The 16,040-nt window shown below is 46.8% G+C and carries 17 protein-coding genes and 1 riboswitch; all 17 genes read left to right on the top strand.

Features of this window, described 5'->3' with window-relative positions:
• The first annotated feature begins 15 nt into the window (after positions 1-15).
• The 17 genes from MKY42_RS29735 to murA all read left to right on the top strand — a co-directional run bounded on the left by MKY42_RS29735 (position 16) and on the right by murA (position 15,584).
• A complete protein-coding gene (locus MKY42_RS29735; protein ID WP_090903508.1) occupies positions 16-588 on the top strand; it encodes a low molecular weight protein arginine phosphatase in 573 nt (190 codons plus the stop codon).
• A 115-nt stretch (positions 589-703) separates the two neighbouring features.
• Positions 704-785, top strand: a riboswitch (ZMP/ZTP riboswitch).
• Between the two features lie 139 nt (positions 786-924).
• Positions 925-1,518, top strand: a complete 594-nt coding sequence (locus MKY42_RS29730) for a TIGR01440 family protein (protein WP_090903509.1) — start codon at positions 925-927, stop codon at positions 1,516-1,518.
• A 217-nt stretch (positions 1,519-1,735) separates the two neighbouring features.
• A complete protein-coding gene (gene glyA, locus MKY42_RS29725) occupies positions 1,736-2,983 on the top strand; it encodes a serine hydroxymethyltransferase (protein WP_143067069.1) in 1,248 nt (415 codons plus the stop codon).
• Between the two features lie 426 nt (positions 2,984-3,409).
• Complete coding sequence (gene upp, locus MKY42_RS29720) at positions 3,410-4,039, top strand: uracil phosphoribosyltransferase (protein ID WP_053782842.1); 630 nt, start codon at positions 3,410-3,412, stop codon at positions 4,037-4,039.
• 38 nt (positions 4,040-4,077) lie between these two features.
• Entirely contained in the window at positions 4,078-5,235 is a 1,158-nt protein-coding gene (gene wecB, locus MKY42_RS29715; protein WP_076287588.1) for a UDP-N-acetylglucosamine 2-epimerase (non-hydrolyzing), read from the top strand.
• A 186-nt stretch (positions 5,236-5,421) separates the two neighbouring features.
• Positions 5,422-5,676, top strand: coding sequence for an AtpZ/AtpI family protein (locus MKY42_RS29710; protein ID WP_076287589.1), 255 nt, complete (start codon positions 5,422-5,424; stop codon positions 5,674-5,676).
• Positions 5,669-6,049 (top strand): ATP synthase subunit I, encoded by a 381-nt coding sequence (locus MKY42_RS29705; protein ID WP_090903511.1) that lies wholly within the window; start codon positions 5,669-5,671, stop codon positions 6,047-6,049. The genes MKY42_RS29710 and MKY42_RS29705 overlap by 8 nt, the downstream gene beginning before the upstream one ends.
• Before the next feature lie 41 nt (positions 6,050-6,090).
• Positions 6,091-6,909 (top strand): F0F1 ATP synthase subunit A, encoded by an 819-nt coding sequence (gene atpB, locus MKY42_RS29700; RefSeq protein ID WP_090903512.1) that lies wholly within the window; start codon positions 6,091-6,093, stop codon positions 6,907-6,909.
• Between the two features lie 76 nt (positions 6,910-6,985).
• Positions 6,986-7,210 (top strand): F0F1 ATP synthase subunit C, encoded by a 225-nt coding sequence (gene atpE, locus MKY42_RS29695; protein ID WP_090903513.1) that lies wholly within the window; start codon positions 6,986-6,988, stop codon positions 7,208-7,210.
• A gap of 115 nt (positions 7,211-7,325) precedes the next feature.
• Complete coding sequence (atpF, locus tag MKY42_RS29690; RefSeq protein ID WP_063568355.1) at positions 7,326-7,814, top strand: F0F1 ATP synthase subunit B; 489 nt, start codon at positions 7,326-7,328, stop codon at positions 7,812-7,814.
• Positions 7,811-8,359 carry a F0F1 ATP synthase subunit delta gene (locus tag MKY42_RS29685; RefSeq protein WP_090903514.1) on the top strand — a complete coding sequence of 183 codons (549 nt, stop codon included), beginning with the start codon at positions 7,811-7,813 and terminating at the stop codon, positions 8,357-8,359. The genes atpF and MKY42_RS29685 overlap by 4 nt, the downstream gene beginning before the upstream one ends.
• 16 nt (positions 8,360-8,375) lie before the next feature.
• Positions 8,376-9,890 (top strand): F0F1 ATP synthase subunit alpha, encoded by a 1,515-nt coding sequence (gene atpA, locus MKY42_RS29680; RefSeq protein WP_090903515.1) that lies wholly within the window; start codon positions 8,376-8,378, stop codon positions 9,888-9,890.
• A gap of 130 nt (positions 9,891-10,020) precedes the next feature.
• Positions 10,021-10,893 (top strand): ATP synthase F1 subunit gamma, encoded by an 873-nt coding sequence (gene atpG / locus MKY42_RS29675; RefSeq protein ID WP_090903516.1) that lies wholly within the window; start codon positions 10,021-10,023, stop codon positions 10,891-10,893.
• A 94-nt stretch (positions 10,894-10,987) separates the two neighbouring features.
• On the top strand, positions 10,988-12,391 hold the full coding sequence (atpD, locus tag MKY42_RS29670; protein ID WP_024632716.1) for a F0F1 ATP synthase subunit beta: 1,404 nt from the start codon (positions 10,988-10,990) through the stop codon (positions 12,389-12,391).
• Between the two features lie 59 nt (positions 12,392-12,450).
• Entirely contained in the window at positions 12,451-12,855 is a 405-nt protein-coding gene (locus tag MKY42_RS29665) for a F0F1 ATP synthase subunit epsilon (RefSeq protein WP_090903517.1), read from the top strand.
• A 604-nt stretch (positions 12,856-13,459) separates the two neighbouring features.
• The gene (locus MKY42_RS29660) at positions 13,460-13,717 is read left to right on the top strand and encodes a DUF1146 family protein (RefSeq protein WP_090903518.1); all 258 of its coding nucleotides are present in this window, start codon (positions 13,460-13,462) and stop codon (positions 13,715-13,717) included.
• Between the two features lie 520 nt (positions 13,718-14,237).
• A complete protein-coding gene (gene murA, locus MKY42_RS29655) occupies positions 14,238-15,584 on the top strand; it encodes a UDP-N-acetylglucosamine 1-carboxyvinyltransferase (RefSeq protein ID WP_083678749.1) in 1,347 nt (448 codons plus the stop codon).
• The last annotated feature ends 456 nt before the right edge of the window (positions 15,585-16,040 follow it).

Raw genomic sequence — 16,040 nt, 5'->3', positions numbered from 1 at the left:
GGGAGGCTAACCACAATGAAACATATTTTGTTTGTATGTACAGGGAATACATGTCGCAGCCCCATGGCGGAGGGACTTTTACGTAAACTGGCGTCTGAGCGGGGCATTCAGGTGGACGTTCGTTCCGCGGGTGTAGCCGCAACTACGGGCATGCCGATTTCCCGTCATGCGGAGGCCGTATTAAGGGATCACAACGTTGAGGGACCGCCTCATTCGACGCTCTTGAGCTCTAACCTGGTCGGTTGGGCCGATTTGATCCTTACGTTGACACGCAGTCATAAACAGCATGTTATGCAGGTTTTTCCTGACTCTATACACAAGACGTATACCTTGAAAGAGTATGTGGAAAATGACGAACAAGTCCTGAATGATCTTCAGGAACTGGACAGCCTGTTTGCGACAATGGAAATGAAACGTGCGCTAGGTCAGGAAATTTTGGCGTCTGAACGTGAGCGGGCGATCGAGATCAGACAACGCATACCGAGCTTTGATATTTCGGATCCGTTTGGCGGCAGTCGTGATGATTACAACATCGCTGCGGCAGAGATTCGGACTGCACTCGACAGACTTTTGGACAAGCTGGATTAATTGGATTTGCTTAATCATTCCCAGCTGCCGATGGTTTTCCATATAAAAACGTACACGGGATGTAAATTACCCGTTGATTTTAAACGCAGGTTGTTTTATGATGAATGGGAAAACAGGGATCCGGTGTAACTGGCGACGAAGTGGGCATAACCACGATGGAGCACCGGAACAAACGGCCGGTCGCCTGGGCAAAAGAGCAATTCTGCGGTACCCGCAGACTGCTCTTTTTTTCGTCTTTCATCTGATTATTCGCTATAATAGTACCTGAAATGCCATGTAAGAATACCAAGGGCAGCCAAGAGGAAGCCGGGCATGATTTTATCGGGAGGCGATAGGATGACTATTGAGTTAGATTCGGAACAACCCGGATTGCATGAACAGACCGCATCCATTCTGCGTGAACTGGCGCTTGCCGGACAGCTTGGACCTGGACAGATCGTGGTGATCGGTACAAGTACAAGTGAAGTTGCGGGCAAACGGATTGGTACAAGCGGTGCGGTTGAAGTGGCGCAGCAGCTTCTTGCGGGTATACGCGAGGTGCAGCAGGAGTTCGGTTTTGATGTTGTATTCCAATGCTGTGAGCATCTGAACCGGGCACTGGTTATGGAGCGTTCATTGCTTACACGTCTTGGATTGACTGAGGTTGGTGCAGTACCCGTGCCCAAAGCAGGCGGTTCCATGGCATCCGCAGCGTATCGTTCGCTGACCGATCCATGCCTGGCTGAACATGTGCAGGCCCATGCGGGACTGGATATTGGGGAGACGATGATTGGCATGCACTTGCGGCATGTGGCAGTACCCTTCCGAACATCACTCCGCTACATCGGTGATGCCCGAGTAACTACAGCACTGACCCGTCCGAAGTTGATTGGCGGCGAGCGTGCAGTGTATCGTATGGAAGAGCAACCAGATTCGACATTTTGTGACTAACGTATAAACCGAAACGATTGGTTACACTCCTGACTTCGATTGCATCACCATCTTACGATCGCTGTTATCCCCAGATTTTTTTTGAATCTCTTATATAAGGGGAAATCCGGTGATAAAGGCGAACGCTCTGCTTCTCCAGATTGGTGTTGCACTCTCCGTTTTCGTGTAAACATGATTTCGCTTTATAACTTCACTTATAACTGGGAGGAATTTAATCATGGAACAATTGCGCAAGAATGACCCGGCAGTACTGGAAGCGATGAATCTTGAACTGAAACGTCAACAAAACAACATTGAGCTGATCGCGTCCGAGAACATCGTAAGCGAAGCGGTAATTGAGGCAATGGGATCTGTACTTACCAACAAGTACGCTGAAGGATATCCGGGCAAACGTTACTACGGTGGTTGTGAGCATGTTGATATCGTTGAAGATATCGCCCGTGATCGTGCCAAAGAATTGTTTGGAGCAGAACATGTGAATGTTCAACCTCACTCCGGTGCACAAGCGAACATGGCAGTATACCTTGCGGCTCTGAAACCAGGTGATACCGTTCTGGGTATGAACCTTGCGCATGGCGGACACCTCACACATGGTAGCCCGGTTAACGCTTCCGGATTGCTGTACAATTTCGTGGCTTACGGTGTACAAGAAGATACATTCCTGATTGATTATGATGAAGTGCGCAAAGCGGCATTCAAACATCGCCCTCGTATGATCGTTGCAGGTGCAAGTGCATATCCGCGTATCATTGATTTTGAAAAGCTTGCTTCCATCGCTAATGATGTAGGTGCTTTGTTCATGGTGGATATGGCTCACATCGCAGGACTGGTAGCTGCAGGCTTGCATCCAAGCCCGGTTCCACATGCGCATTTCGTAACGACAACAACTCACAAAACGCTGCGTGGACCTCGTGGTGGTATGATTCTGTGCCGCAAAGCTTGGGCAGCAGCCATTGATAAAGCGGTATTCCCGGGTTCCCAAGGTGGACCTCTGATGCACGTAATTGCTTCCAAAGCGGTAGCATTAGGTGAAGCACTGCAACCTTCGTTCAAAACGTATGCACAAAACGTGGTGAAAAATGCACAAGTATTGGCTGAAACGCTGATTGCTGAAGGATTGAACATCGTATCCGGCGGTACAGACAACCACTTGATGCTGATCGACACACGCAGCGTGAATATCACAGGTAAGGAAGCCGAGCATGTACTTGATTCCATCGGCATTACCGTGAACAAAAATGCAATCCCGTTTGATCCAACCAGCCCGTTTGTAACGAGCGGTATCCGGATCGGTACACCTGCTGCTACTTCCCGTGGTATGAACGAAGAAGCAATGGTAGCCATTGGTAAGATCATTGCCAAAACATTGAAAAACCCTAAAGATGCAGCTAAATTGGATGAAGCCCGTGCGGAAGTAACGGCGCTCACCGACAAATTCCCACTCTACACAGATCTTAAATACTAAAAAAACTTGCTCGTGCTGTTTGTATTTGAGATGTTCTAAATGTAAACATACAGACGGAGCAAACCGAAAGAACCTGAAGAAGCGTAGCGCTCGCCTTTATCACCGGAATTCCACCATTTATTAATGGATCAAAAGAATTCTGGGGATAACAGCGATCAGAAGGTCATTCGGTTTGCGGAGCTTCATAGTGTTTACACATTTTTTAACATTCAACTGACATAACAGCGAGAGCAAAAAGGACCGGATGACTCATGTTTCCGGTCCTATTTTTATAGGATTTGGTTTTCTGTAATGATTAAGTGCCCTTTGATGGTGTAATTCGGTGTAGGTGATGATATAATATACAGGATTTATCGGGCCTATGAATGGTGATTAGGCATATTTGGTAATGCTGAACATGAAGAACATACCGGAGGGACAAATTAGATGGGAAAATTAGTAATATGTGATCACCCTTTGATTCAACACAAACTGACGTTTATACGCGACATGCGTACGAATACGAAAGATTTTCGTGAATTGGTGGATGAAGTGGCTACACTGATGGCTTATGAGATTACAAGAGATGTTGAGCTGGAGACTATTGATGTACAGACACCAGTAGCTGAAACACAAGGAAAAGTCATTTCCGGACGTATGCTTGGGCTGGTTCCGATTTTGCGCGCGGGCCTTGGAATGCTGGATGGTGTTGTGAAATTGTTGCCAGCTGCAAAAGTAGGACATGTAGGTCTGTTCCGTGACCCGGAAACCCTGCAACCGGTTGAGTACTACACCAAGCTGCCTACGGACGTTACAGAGCGTCAGTTGATTGTCATCGACCCGATGCTGGCAACTGGCGGTTCTGCCATTGCTGCTATTGACGTGCTCAAAAAACGCGGTTGCACGCAAATCAAAATGATGAACCTTGTTGCAGCTCCTGAAGGCGTAAAAGCTGTTCAGGATGCACATCCGGATGTAGACATCTACGTTGCTGCACTGGACGATCGTCTGGATGATCACGGCTATATCGTTCCCGGACTGGGAGATGCAGGAGACCGTCTGTACGGCACTAAATAAGCATATTGCATGCTGAATAGAAAAGGGGCTTTGCTTCAATGTCCAAGAAAATTAAAGTCATGACAATATTCGGGGTGCGCCCGGAAGCCATCAAGATGGCTCCGCTTATTTTGGAACTGCAGAAACATCCCGAATCTATTGAATCGATCGTATGCGTTACTGCACAGCATCGTCAGATGCTGGATCAGGTTCTTGAAGTATTCAATATTCATCCAGACTACGATCTGGATGTGATGAAAGATCGTCAGACGTTGAATGAAATTACGATTCGTGTGCTGGGAGGCCTGGAGCCGGTTTTGCGTGAAGCAAAGCCGGATATTGTGCTGGTTCACGGTGATACGCTGACAACGTTTGTAGCCAGCTATGCTGCGTTCCTGCAGCAGATTCAGGTGGGTCATGTGGAAGCAGGTCTTCGTACGTGGAACAAGCTCTCTCCATACCCGGAAGAAATGAACCGTCAGTTAACCGGAGTGCTTGCTGACTTGCATTTTGCGCCTACGGACTGGTCGTCTTCCAATCTTGCCAAAGAAAATAAATCGGAGTCTAGTACGTATGTCACAGGCAACACGGTAACAGATGTGTTTCAATATACAGTACGGCAGGATTACACACATCCAGTACTAGATTGGGCACAGGGCAAGCGTCTTGTGTTGATGACAGCTCACCGCCGTGAATCCCAAGGCGAGCCTCACCGTAACATTTTCCAGGCCGTCAAACGGATTGCCGACGAGTTTGAGGATATTGCCATCGTGTATCCGGTGCATCTAAGTCCTGCTGTGAAGGAGCCGGCTCACGCGATCTTGGGGAATCACCCCCGTATTCAACTTATTGATCCACTAGACGTGGTGGATTTGCATAACTTTTACCCGCATACTCACTTGATTTTGACAGATTCAGGCGGTTTGCAGGAAGAAGCGCCTTCGTTTGGTGTGCCTGTTCTCGTCCTTCGGGATACTACGGAGCGTCCGGAGGGAATCGAGGCTGGAACACTGGAGCTGGTGGGTACCGAAGAGGAACGTGTATATGAGCGGACCAAAGCTCTGCTTACAGACGAAACACTGTATGCAAGCATGAGTCAGGCTGCCAATCCTTATGGTGATGGACATGCTTCGGAAAGAATTGTCAATGCGATTTTGCATCATTTTGGTGTGAATAGTGAACGTCCGGAATCATTTCACAGAAAATTCAAAAAATAATTCATTTTTTCTGACGGATTATTATAGGGTACAGCATACAGTTAAACTGTACGGTTTACGCGGGTTTATGGGCTCTGATGGCCTGCATTCCCGTCGTTTTCCCCTTTAAAACGCTAAAATCATTCAATTGACAAAGGCTCTCATCATTCAGTAAAATTAACTGGGATTGCAAGGGTGGCGTGGAAAATGGCCGATTCGAACAAACCAAATTCATCCCGTAACCATGACGATAATGTGTGGAAAGCGATGGGGCTCGTGACAGCTTTTGGAATCGAGATTGCCATTCTCGCTGTTGCCGGATATTACGTTGGCTCCTGGTTGGACAAGACCATCGGGGGTAGCGGAATATGGATCGCCGTAAGCGTTCTCTTTTTTTTGGCAGCAGGCGGCGTAAGCATCTACTTTATCGCGAAAAAATTCATGGGGGAAAGTGATGAGTGAACTAACCAGATACCGCAGATGGATGACTGTTTTCATCATGTACTTTCTTATGATTTGTTTTCTCGCAGCGGCCTTTCTGCCCCGTGTGGAAACAATAGCTTTGGGACTGGCCCTTGGAACGGTGATCAGTTGGATCAACGCTTCGTATCTGGGTCGCAAAGTCAGGAGAATGTTGGATGGTGCAGCGGAAGGAAACCTTAAGCGAGTGAACCTGGGATTTTTGACTAGAGCAGCTCTCGCAGTACTCGCTATTTTCATGGCGATGCAGTATCCGCAATACTTCAATTTATATGCGGTTGTAGCTGGCTTGGTCATAGCGCAATTTTCCTTACTATTTATAGGGATATTGTTGTCCCGCAAAGCAGACTCATAGTGGTGCTGCAAGCTTTCGAATGAGAAAGGGGTGAGAAAAATATGCATGAATCTCCGATAATTAACCTGGGTGGGTTCCATCTGGATTTGTCTGTTCTGCTGATGCTGATCGTAACATCCGCCATTGTATTTATTGTTGCAAAGCTGGCTACGCGGAACTTGTCGGTAGAGAATCCGGGCAAAATGCAAAACTTCCTGGAGTGGGCGATTGAGTTTGTACGCAACCTGATCTCGAGCACGATGGATATGAAGAAGGGGCAGCATTTCCTTACCTTGGCAACCACAATGATTATGTTTATCTTTGTGGGAAACATGTTGGGTCTCCCTTTGGGCGTAGTAACTGGGGCTACTGATGCAAGCCAAGCTGAAATCTTTGGTAAGCCAATTGTCTCGGTCCAAGAAGCGTTCCATGAAGCTCATGAGAAGGATCCTGAAGCTCATCCACATATCGAAGTTGCCTGGTGGAAATCACCTACGGCTGATCTTTCGGTAACCATGGGTCTAGCGTTGATTGCATTTGCTATCGCGCATGGATTGGGACTTTTCCGTAACACCAAAACGTATCTCAAGCATTATTTCCAACCACACTGGCTGTTCTTCCCAATCAACATTGTGGAGACGGCATCCAAGTTGTTGACACACGGTATGCGTTTGTTCGCCAACATCTTTGCAGGTGAGGTTCTGATCTCCACGATTATGAAGCTTACAGCATTCAAATGGATTGGCGCAATTGCAGCAATTCCGCTGTTGACGGCATGGCAGGGGTTCAGTATTTTCATCGGTGCCATACAGGCATTCGTATTTACGGTTTTGATGATGGTATACATATCACAAACCGTCGAATCGCACGAGGAACATTAAGATTCAAGTCCAATACGGTTAACCCTGTAGGGCTGAACTATAAAATTTGAACGAACATTCTAAGGAGGATATACAAATGGGAGCAATGGCATTATTGGCAGCAGCAATTGTTGCAGGATTGGGCGCACTTGGCGCAGGTATCGGTAACGGTTTGGTAATCAGCAAAACGGTGGAAGGTATTGCCCGTCAACCGGAAGCAAAATCCACTCTTCAAACAACAATGTTTATCGGTGTAGGTTTGATCGAGGTATTGCCGATCATCGGTGTGGTACTCGCGTTCATTTTCTACGGAGCGGCTTAATAAAATCAGTGCAGGTTTGGCGGGGAAGGCCACAGCCATCCGCGCCTTCTTTTTAGGTAGCGTCCGTAAACGCGGAGTTGCGGCCTGAGGATACCTTCAGGAAGGAGTGAACAGATTGAATTTCGTATGGGAAAATACAGTTCTGGCGATTATAGCATTTGGTATTTTATATTGGCTGCTTAGCCGTTATGCATTTGGTCCACTTTTCTCCATTATGGAAAAACGTCGTGAGCTCGTATTGGCGCAAATGAATGAGGCTGCCCAAACGCGGGATCAGGCTATTGCCTATGTTGAGGAACAGAAGCAGGCTCTTGAAAAAGCGCGTAAAGATGCTTATGACATCATTGAACAATCCAAACAAACAGGCGGCAAACAGGCTGAAACGATTCTGGCGGATGCAAAAGCAGAAGCGAATCGCCTGAAAGACGATGCTGTGCGTGAGATTGAGAGCGAGAAGAACAAAGCGGTTGCAGCGCTTCGCAGCGAACTGGGTACAGCTTCCGTTCAAATCGCTTCCAAGCTGATCAAAAAAGAAGTTGAGAACGGTCCTGCACAAGAGGAGCTTGTGAACCAATACCTCAATGAGGTAGGAGGCCGACAATGAGCCGCGATACGATTGTTGCTAAGCGTTATGCGAAAGCATTGTTTGAAGTTGCTCTCGGACAGAATCAGGTGCTCGAAGTCGAACAAGAGCTGCGTACTGTAGTAATTGCCATCACAGGTGATGCGGAAATCGGTAAATTTATCGAGTCACCCAACATCTCTGAAGAAGCAAAACAGAACGTACTTCGCACAAGTCTTGACGGCAAGGTGTCTGAACCTGTTCTGAAAACCGTTTTGCTTTTGATTGAGCGTGGACGTGTTGAACTGCTGGAAGATCTGCTGAATGATTATGTGAAGATCGAGGGCGAATCGCTCGGCATAGCCGATGCGCGCGTGTACTCGACTTATGCCTTGAATGATGAAGAACAAGAAGCGGTAGCCCGTGAATTCGGCGGCCGTGTGAATAAAAAGATCCGTATCGAGAACATTGTCGATCCGACTTTGCTGGGCGGATTGAAAGTTGCCATTGGCGATACGATCTATGACGGCAGCTTGGCTGGCAAGCTCGAACGTCTTGAGCAGTCTTTTAACAGACGAGTACAGTAGATTGGGGTGAGGACACTTGAGTATCAAACCAGAAGAAATCAGTACATTAATTAAGAGCCAGATCGAACAATACAAGAACGATATCGATGTAGTCGAAGTCGGGACGGTTATTGAGGTTGGTGACGGTATCGCTCGTGTCTACGGACTTGAGAACGTCATGTCCAACGAGTTGGTTGAATTCCCAAGCGGTGTTATGGGTCTCGCCATGAACGTGGAAGAGAGCAACGTCGGTGTCGTTATCCTGGGACCTTACTCGGACATCCGTGAAGGCGACCAAGTAAAACGTACCGGTCAAATCATGCAAGTGCCAGTTGGCGAAGCATTGATTGGCCGCGTTGTAAATCCGCTCGGTATTCCTGTTGATGGTAAAGGGCCAATCGCTACAACAGAATTCCGTCCGGTTGAAGGTAAAGCACCAGGCGTAATGGATCGTAAATCGGTTCATGAGCCGATGCAAACAGGGATCAAAGCGATTGATGCGATGGTTCCAATCGGTCGTGGACAACGTGAGTTGATCATCGGTGACCGTCAAACAGGTAAAACATCGATCGCGATCGATGCCATCCTGAACCAAAAAGGCAGCGGCATGAAATGTATCTATGTTGCTATCGGTCAAAAACAATCTACAGTTGCACAAGTCGTAGAAACTCTCCGTCGTAAAGGCGCAATGGAGTACACGATTGTTGTAACTGCAGCAGCTTCTGACCCATCACCATTGTTGTACATCGCACCGTATTCCGGTTGTTCGATGGGCGAGTACTTTATGTACAAAGGTGAGCACGTACTGGTCATCTATGATGACTTGACCAAACAAGCGGCAGCATACCGTGAGCTTTCCTTGCTGCTTCGCCGTCCACCGGGCCGTGAGGCATATCCGGGTGACGTCTTCTACCTGCACTCCCGTTTGCTGGAGCGTGCTGCGAAGCTGAATGATGAGCTTGGTGGTGGTTCTTTAACCGCACTGCCGTTCATTGAAACACAAGCTTCCGACGTATCTGCATACATTCCGACGAACGTAATCTCCATTACGGACGGACAAATCTTCTTGGAAGCTGACTTGTTCAATGCTGGACAACGCCCGGCGATCAACGTAGGTATCTCCGTATCCCGTGTCGGTGGTTCTGCTCAGATCAAAGCGATGAAAAAGGTTGCAGGTTCCCTGCGTCTCGACCTCGCTCAATATCGTGAGCTTCAAGCGTTCTCCCAGTTCGGTTCCGATCTGGATAAAGCGACTCAGGCCCGCCTGAATCGTGGTGCTCGTATGATGGAAATCCTGAAGCAAGGTGTTAACCAGCCTCTGCCTGTAGAACAACAGGTAGTCAGCTTGTACACAGCGGTTAAAGGATTCCTGGATGAGATTCCTACAGGTGATGTTACTCGTTTCGAGCGTGAGTTCCTCGCGTTCATGGAGAGCAGCCATCCGGAAATTCTTGGGTCTATCCGTGATACAAAAGAATTGACTGCAGACAATGAATCCGCTCTGAAAGATGCTATTGAGAAATTCAGAAAGAGCTTTGCTGTCTCTGTCTAAATAGATGATATGCAGTTGCGGAGTTGTTTAACCGATTCCGCATGTCTGCATGTAAAACTTTGATCTATCAAAGTTTCAATATGCTTACGAGGTAGTTTTGACTATGTCAAAACTTGAAGGTGGTGAAATCATGGCAAAAGGCATGCGCGAAATAAAGCGGCAAATTAAAAGCGTACAAAGCACCAAGCAGATCACCAAAGCAATGGAGATGGTAGCTGCCGCAAAACTGCGTAAAGCGCAGGAAAAAGCGGAAGCAGCTCGTCCTTATTCGGAGAAGCTGAAGGAAGTTGTGGCAAGTATTGCAAAAAGCACGCAAGGGGTTCAGCATCCGATGCTGGAAAGTCGTCCGGTCAAAAAGACAGCTTATCTGGTTATTACATCGGACCGCGGTCTTGCGGGTGGTTACAATGCGAATATTTTGCGTCAGGTTAACTTGACACTCAAAGAAAAGCACAACTCTCAGAATGACTACGAATTGTTCGTCATTGGACGTAAGGGACGCGATTATTTCAAACGGCGTGAAATGGCGATGACATCCACTACAACGGATCTTTCTGATTCGCCATCATTTGCAGATATCAAATCCATCGCACACGAAGCTGTTCAAGGGTTTGAATTGGGTAAATTTGATGAATTGTACATCTGTTATAACCGCTTTGTAAATGCGTTGACCCAGATTCCTACGGTAGAACGACTTCTTCCGATGGAAACACCTGAGGTAACTGCTGCAGAAGGACCGACTGCAAGCTACGAGTATGAGCCGTCTCCTGAAGCTGTACTGGAGGTTTTGCTTCCGCGTTATGCGGAAACGCTGATCTATGGTGCACTTCTGAACGGTAAAGCGAGTGAGCTGGGCGCGAAAATGACGGCCATGGGTAATGCAACCAAAAATGCATCCAAACTCATCAATGACTTGTCATTGACCTATAACCGTGCCCGTCAAGCGGCGATTACGCAGGAGATTACGGAAATTGTGGCAGGTGCCAACGCAGCACAAGGCTAACCGTTTTTTATTAATGAAGGCTTGCAGAGCAAAGATAAACGAACGGTACATTATTTTTGCAAAAGTAGCAGGCTTGTAGGAGGGGAACGTTAAGATGAACAAAGGACGCGTTGTGAGCATCATGGGTCCGGTTGTTGACGTCGAGTTTGATCGCGGCGGTCTGCCGGAAATCCTCAATGCCATTACGATCACTACAGTAAGCGAAAGCGGCGTAAGTGTGAATCTGACACTCGAAGCTTCGAAACATCTGGGTGACAACCGGGTACGTTGTATCGCGATGTCCTCCACGGACGGACTCGTTCGTGGTATGGAAGCCGTAGATACAGGAGCTCCAATCTCTGTACCTGTTGGGGAAGCGACACTGGGTCGTGTATTTAACGTACTCGGCGAAGCCATTGATACTGGCGGCACTGTAGCTGCTGCACATAAAAATCCGATTCACCGCTCGGCTCCTGCATTTGATGAACTGACTACCCAGGCTGAAATGCTGGAGACAGGAATCAAAGTTATCGACTTGTTGGCTCCTTATGCCAAAGGTGGTAAAATCGGTCTCTTCGGTGGTGCAGGTGTAGGTAAAACCGTAACGATTCAGGAATTGATCAACAACATCGCACAAGAACACGGTGGTATCTCCGTATTCGCGGGTGTTGGTGAGCGTACACGTGAAGGTAATGACTTGTATCACGAGATGAGTGATTCCGGTGTTATCAACAAAACAGCAATGGTGTTCGGACAAATGAACGAGCCTCCAGGCGCACGTCTTCGTGTAGCCCTCACTGGTCTGACCATGGCGGAATACTTCCGTGATGAAGAAGGCCGTGACGTGTTGCTCTTTATCGATAACATCTTCCGTTTCACCCAAGCAGGTTCAGAAGTATCTGCCTTGCTCGGACGTATGCCTTCCGCAGTAGGTTACCAACCAACGCTGGCAACGGAAATGGGTCAACTGCAAGAACGTATCACTTCAACTAAAAAAGGTTCCGTAACATCCATCCAGGCCATCTACGTGCCTGCGGATGACTACACTGACCCGGCTCCAGCAACGACGTTTGCCCACTTGGACGCAACGACGAACCTGGAACGTAAAATTTCCGAGATGGGTATCTACCCTGCGGTAGATCCGTTGGCATCCAGCTCCCGGATCTTGTCCCCTGAAGTTGTAGGCGAAGAGCATTACAACGTAGCGCAAGGCGTTAAACGTATCTTGGCACGTTATAATGAATTGCAGGATATTATTGCGATTCTGGGTATGGACGAGCTGAGTGAGGAAGACAGAGCGCTCGTTTACCGTGCTCGTAAGATTCAACGTTTCTTGTCCCAGCCATTCCACGTTGCTGAAGCATTTAACGGTATTCCGGGTAAATACGTTCCGGTTAAAGAAACGGTGCGCAGCTTTAAAGAAATTCTCGAAGGCAAGCATGACGATCTTCCGGAAGCAGCTTTCCTCTTCGTGGGTACAATCGAAGAGGCAGTGGAGAAAGCCAAAACACTGGTATAATCTGAATCCAGGATTGTCCTTATGAAGCGAGCTATCGGATAGTTTCAGGAGGGATGGAATTGAGCACCTTTTTGTTGGAAATTGTAACACCTGAGCGTTTGGTATTTACAGAGCAAGTGGATAGTATCATCGTTCGTGGTGTTGAAGGGGAACTGGGTATTATGCCAGGTCACATCCCTATGGTCACACCATTGCAGATCGCACCAATCATTATCAAAAACGGAAAACAGAACAAGCAGGTCGCTATTGGCGGCGGGTTTATCGAAGTCCGTAAAGATAAGGTTGTTGTCCTCGCAGAAAGTGCCGAATTCCCGGAAAATATTGATGTGGACCGTGCGCGTGCAGCGAAAGAGCGGGCAGAACGCCGTCTCAGCAGCCAAAGCAATCAGGACCATTTTGATCACCGCCGGGCAGAGATTGCTCTGCAAAAAGCGGTTAACCGGATCAACGTATACGGCAAATAAACTGTTCATTGGAGCCTGGCGGCTTAGTCTGCCGGGCTTTTTTGAGTTTTTAGAACGTTCTCTTTTACAGTTACAGTAAAATATATGTTCATTTTCTTCGGTTGAAGCTCTTGATTTAACGGGAAATATAGTTTAATTGTATTCACCGTTTATGGGCAGTTGAATAGAATGTAGGACTAAAGTCGTGGCGATAATGATCACTGTTGGAACCATTTTTAACGACGTAAATCCAAATTATTTCCGAGGAAATGACAAGATCGATATCGAAATAACGCTCTTTTATGTCGTTTTAGTCACAAAATCCCGGCATTTTGAATTTAAAATATTATCAAAGTGGAAATCAATGTAATTGACAATGTATGATGAAAGAGCCTATATTCCATAGAGTCAGCAGATGCAGGAAGCTGCGTTGATGAATTCCATAGTCATTCACAGCCAGATTGTTGCTGCTCCGTGATTGGGCATCCAGATTTCCTGCATAGCAGGAGTAAGTCTGACAGTAGGTTCAGTGTGTTGTGTTCAAGTCATTCCATTGTTCTAACAAGTTATGGATGCCAGGCATAATTATGCTGATCGCTGCAACAAATGTGGAGGTAATGAATATATGGATACTGACCTGACGAATCAGTTGAACCAGACATTAAGTACGAATGGCTTAGTTTCGATTATCGTCTCTCTTTTATGTATAGCGTTGTCGTGGTGGGCTTTGCAGAATCTCAAGCTGGATTTAATCATCAGGCAGCCAAGAGGAGCACAGGGAAGACTGTTACATTTACTGTTGGCCATTATACTTGGGCATGCTGTTTCAGGCTTTGTCATTGACTATTTGTCATGGACACAAATGTTGCACCATTTGTTTTAATGTTGAGATGGTTGGTTAATCATCTGTTAGGTTCTTCAAGCAGTGTAATGTCGAATAACATCGATTAATTGTGTTAACAATTAGAGTATGAGTTGTCGGCAAAGGAATTAAGAAAAAAGTGTGACGTTTAATTGGATGGATTTGAGATGTTTTATGTAAAAATGCTTGTATCGTACAATTCAACAATGTTATGATGGAAGTTAGGGAATTCACAATTGTTCACTTATTTTGTGGTTATAAACGGGATATCCGGTTGAATCCGGCTAATAATCATCCCAATCTGTCTGTTCAGATGTTTGCTGGCCTGTAAGGCGTTATATTTACAAGTCGGAGGGCATCATGCAACGCACGTGGTATCATCGATATGGATTATAAACCAATTCTTTTCTGAATAGACATCAAGGGCATTATTTGCCAGGTTATGTCGAAATTCCACACACAGCAACAGTCTTTTCTATTACAGAAGGGCTCATGTATTCCGGAATGAAGAAAAGGGAATAAAAGCGCGGAGGGAACCATGATGAGCAAATTTATCGTCCGCGGTGGCAAAAGGTTGACCGGAAGTGTCAAAGTTAGCGGCGCTAAAAATTCTGTTCTTCCGATCATCGCTGCCTCTCTCTTAGGGGAAGAAGGACAAAGCGTTATTATTGACGCTCCTCCTCTAGACGATGTGATGACGATTAACAAGGTGTTGGAATCGCTGGGAGCGGGTGTTACATACCGGGACGAAGTGATTACCGTAAATGCGGAGAAACTTACTTCCTGTGAGGCACCGTATGAATGGGTAAGTAAAATGCGGGCGTCTTTTCTGGTCATGGGGCCATTGTTGACGCGTATGGGTCATACAAGAATTTCGCTTCCTGGTGGATGTGCCATCGGTACACGGCCTATTGATCAGCATTTGAAAGGTTTTGAAGCCATGGGCGCTGAGATCAGCTTGGGCCAAGGCTATATAGAAGCTCGCAGCCAAGGACGGTTGCGTGGCGCGAAAATTTATCTGGATGTGGCTTCCGTAGGTGCCACTCAAAATATTATGATGGCTGCAACATTGGCTGAGGGTGTAACTGTTCTGGAGAACGCGGCTAAAGAACCAGAGATTGTGGATCTTGCCAACTTCCTGAATGGAATGGGTGCAAAAGTACGAGGTGCTGGAACAGGAGTCATCCGCATCGAAGGTGTGGAGAAACTGTCTGGCGTGAAGCATACCGTCATTCCTGACCGGGTTGAAGCAGGTACTTATATGGCTGCTGCTGCAATCTCCGGTGGTGATGTGTATATCGAAGGTGCGATTTCAGACCACCTGGGTTCTGTTATTGCGAAGCTGGAAGAAATGGGTGTAACCATTCATCCTGACGAGAATGGCGTTCGTGTCATTGCAGATCGTCCCCTCAAGGCTGTGGATGTGAAAACATTACCATACCCAGGTTTCCCTACAGATATGCAATCCCAAATGATGGCGCTTTTGCTTGCGTCTGAAGGAACTTCTGTTGTAACAGAGACTGTTTTTGAAAATCGCTTCATGCATGTGGATGAATTCCAATTGATGAATGCGGAGATCAAAGTTGAAGGACGTTCGTCCATCATCACGGGCAATGCCAAGCTGAAGGGTGCCAAAGTAACTGCTACCGATTTGCGTGCGGGTGCCGCACTTATTATTGCGGGTCTTGTTGCTGAAGGTACAACAGAAGTGGGCGGTGTTCATCACATCGACCGTGGCTACGTACATCTCGCTGAGAAGCTTAACGGACTTGGAGCCGATATTTATCGTATTTCGGTTGAAGAGCCTAAGCTGGATGCAGTTAAAGCATCGAATGAAAAAGTCGGGGAAGAAGTACCGCTGTTCAAAGTACAACCGACCTGGGCATAACATCGAATTGGACAATAGGCGTTGCTCTCTAATATGAATCACACATCATTGTATATTGCGGATACGAGAGCATGCGTGCTGTCCTTTAAATTCAGATCAAAAGCTAAGCCATCTGGCTTGGCTTTTTTTTGTGTTCAACGATCAATTGAATCAGTACCTGATTCTATTAATAGCTGGTCCTAACTTATATAGCATAACATCATATTCTGTACCAATTCTGAACAAATGAAAGAGCCTGCTTTTTGAGGAACGGGTGGTACCTTATGGAACCGGATTCCGCGACAGATCAATGTTTTTCCATAATACATAGCAAAAGTAAGTTAGAAATCGCCACATATGGAATGCCTTCGTTTCTCTTAAATCAGGTTCTATCAGATCCAGCCAGCTCATACCCTAAACTATGGATTTGAACAAAAGGACCGGCGTTTGACCGGCCATGGACAACGGAGGGTTATA

The sequence above is a fragment of the Paenibacillus sp. FSL W7-1088 genome, from assembly GCF_037969855.1.
Lineage (GTDB): Bacteria > Bacillota > Bacilli > Paenibacillales > Paenibacillaceae > Paenibacillus.
Note: the sequence above shows the minus strand (reverse complement) of the source record. Positions and strands in the feature narration are given on the sequence as shown.